1 protein-coding gene is annotated in these 582 nt (G+C 40.7%); it reads right to left on the bottom strand.

What is annotated here, in order from left to right; translation table 11 throughout:
* Positions 1 to 88: 88 nt before the first annotated feature.
* Positions 89 to 582: TrmH family RNA methyltransferase (locus tag ACS8FD_RS22980; RefSeq protein ID WP_439277559.1), on the bottom strand; the 494-nt coding region annotated here is incomplete at its 5' end.

The following is a 582-nucleotide window of genomic DNA, read 5'->3' as shown; positions in this document are numbered from 1 at the left end:
TATGATTAAATTATATTGCTTGTAGATAGTAACACTACCGTGAATAATGTCAAAAAATCAATACCTTAAACCTTGTACGTCACAGAGTTTAATCTTTTAAAAGCTTAGCGATAAGTGCGCTTAGCAACTGATACTCTTTTTGATCAAGCTGAATGCGTGAGCCAAGTCGAGACAAACGTGAGGGCAATGATTTTAAGTTTTCACTATCAGCCAGTTTGCGTTGAACCATCAAGGCAGTGGTACGCTCAGTAAGCTGTTGTAGTTGTTGCTGAGTAATCGCTGGCTCGTCCCATTGCTGACGTGCATAGGTGTTCAACGTCGTTTGTTCCGTCAACTCTAACATATCGTTATCAGCTTTTATATGCGCTCGCGTATAAGCAAATATAAAGCTGGCAATCACTTGGACGGCTGATGCGACGTTAAGCACGGGATAGGCAGGATTGGCATCAATCTGAATATGATAATCGGCATAAGCCAATTCCTCGTTGGTTAAACCTCTATCTTCGCGGCCAAATAAGATAGCGATATTTGGTTTACCAGTACCAGAAGCGTTGCCGTTATTATTTGTTATATCAAAAGTAG

This window comes from Psychrobacter sp. 1U2, from assembly GCF_051847575.1.
This window is presented reverse-complemented; position numbering and strand designations above follow the sequence as displayed.